The organism is Rhodoferax sp. ZS1R8, assembly GCF_056521325.1.
In genome coordinates, this window is the sequence record NZ_JBWMBA010000036.1 from 1 (window position 1) to 1,976 (window position 1,976).

Consider the following 1,976-nt stretch of genomic DNA (forward strand, 5'->3'; position numbering starts at 1 on the left):
GCCGCGCAGCATAATCGGAGCATGAAAAAAACATTCAAACTGAATATCGAAGGCAAGAACCGCGACCGGGTTCTGGACGCCGTCAAGCACGAGATCCGCAAATACGTTAAACGCGAGCGCCGCCGCGAGCTGCCCGAGGGCGTGGACTTTTGGGACTTTGACTGTCGCTTTGGTGCCACCGAAGAGCAGGCGGTTGTGGTCCACTTTGCCACGCTCACAGAGCTGATCGACGGCATCGCTACAACGGGCGGCGACCAGTTCTATGTGGAAGTACTGGCCTCGCATGGCCGTAGGCAGGCGCGACCGGCAGGCGCTGCTCCGCTGGAGTAATTTTATTTTTTGAATCTTGATCAGGAAAAAGCTTTATGTTGACGCTGTGTGGTTTCCCCGTTTCTAACTACTACAACAAGGTCAAACTGGCGCTTCTGGAAAAGAACGTGCCATTTGTCGAAGAGAACGTCAAGACCGGCTTGACAGACGAATCGGTGTTGTCGGCTTCTCCATTGGCCAAAATCCCCTTCATTCGCACACCACAGGGCACGCTGTGTGAAAGCGAAGCCATTGTGGAATACATAGAGGCGGCGTACCCCAACCCGCCGCTGTTGCCCGCTGACCCCTTTGCCGCAGCCAAGGTGCGCGAGTTGTGCATTTACATTGACCTGCACCTTGAGCTGGCAGCCCGCGAGTTGTATTACCAGGCTTTTTTTGGTGGCACCGTCAGCGAGGGCACTCAGGCACGGGTGCGCAAGCAGCTGGACAAGAGTATTCCCGCTGTCAAACGCTTGTTGAAGTTTGAACCCTATGCAGCGGGCGACACCTTTACGCTGGCCGACTGCGCGGCCTATGCCAGCCTGCCGGTGGTGGGCATGGCCACCAAGGCCATTTATGGTGAAGACCTGTTGCTGGCTGGTGGCATTGACTACAAGGCTTATATCAAGTTCATCAGTGAGCGTCCGTCGGCCCAAAGGGTGGCAGCAGATCGCAAGGCGTCAATGGTTAAAGCCTAGTCGGACTTGGTCTGGGCGGCGGCCAGCGCGCGCAGCTTGTCTTTCTTGCTGGGGCGCTTGCCTTTGATGCCGCCCTTGTCCGCGGCTACCTGCACGACTATCGGCGTGGCCACTTCAGTGGGTTCGAAACCCGCAATCTCTTCTAACGACAGGCTCAAGCCCTGGCGCTTTTCGATCAAATGGAAATGGGCTTCGGTATCGGCCGTTACAAAGCTGACCGCCAAACCCGGCTCGCCGGCGCGGCCGGTGCGCCCTATCCGGTGCACATAGTCGACCGCCGAGCGGGGCAGGTCGTAGTTGACCACTACCGGCAGCTTGGCAATGTCGATGCCGCGTGATGCCAGATCGGTGGTTATGACCACTTCCCACTGCTCGTCCTTGAACTCTGCCAGCACCTGTTTGCGCGCGCCCTGGCTCAGGTCGCCGTGGAAGGCTGTGGCATAAATTTTGGCTTTGTAGAGCTTCTCTGCCACCAGCTCGGCCGCGTATTTGGTGGCCACAAAAACCAGCACGCGTTTCCAGCCCTGGTCTTTGATAAGGTGGCGCAGCAGCTGTGTGCGCTTGTCGGTGTCGACCCGAATGGCGCGTTGGGTGATGTCGGCGGGTGGCAGTTCGGTGGATGCCACGGAAATGTTGACCGGGTCACGCAGCATCTGGCCGGCCAGGGCGCGCACATCCGGCGGAAAGGTGGCCGAGAAAAACAGGCTTTGGCGGCGCGGTGGCAGCAGGGTCAGCACCTTGCCCAGCTCTTCGGCAAAACCCAGGTCCAGTAGGCGGTCGGCCTCGTCCAGCACCAGCAGGCGCACGGTGGCTAGTTGCACCGCGTTTTGCGCAGCCAAGTCCAACAGGCGGCCGGGTGTGGCGACCAGCACGTCGGCACCCCCGCGCAGGGCCATCATTTGCGGGTTGATGGAGACACCGCCCGCAGCCACCACCACCTTGGGGGATTGCGGCATAGCCAGGGCCAGG

3 protein-coding genes are annotated in these 1,976 nt (G+C 59.7%); 2 read left to right on the forward strand and 1 reads right to left on the reverse strand.

Features of this window, described 5'->3' with window-relative positions:
• The first annotated feature begins 21 nt into the window (after positions 1-21).
• Both AC097P_RS23470 and AC097P_RS23475 read left to right on the forward strand, forming a co-directional pair.
• Positions 22-330: a DUF6172 family protein gene (locus AC097P_RS23470; protein ID WP_479612849.1), complete on the forward strand. Its 309-nt coding sequence runs from the start codon at positions 22-24 to the stop codon at positions 328-330.
• A 35-nt stretch (positions 331-365) separates the two neighbouring features.
• Positions 366-1,007: a glutathione S-transferase family protein gene (locus AC097P_RS23475; RefSeq protein WP_479612850.1), complete on the forward strand. Its 642-nt coding sequence runs from the start codon at positions 366-368 to the stop codon at positions 1,005-1,007.
• Here AC097P_RS23475 and AC097P_RS23480 read toward each other — a convergent pair.
• A partial coding sequence (locus AC097P_RS23480) for a DEAD/DEAH box helicase (RefSeq protein WP_479612851.1) occupies positions 1,004-1,976 on the reverse strand: 973 nt, incomplete at its 5' end. The two genes, AC097P_RS23475 and AC097P_RS23480, sit on opposite strands and share 4 nt — an antisense overlap.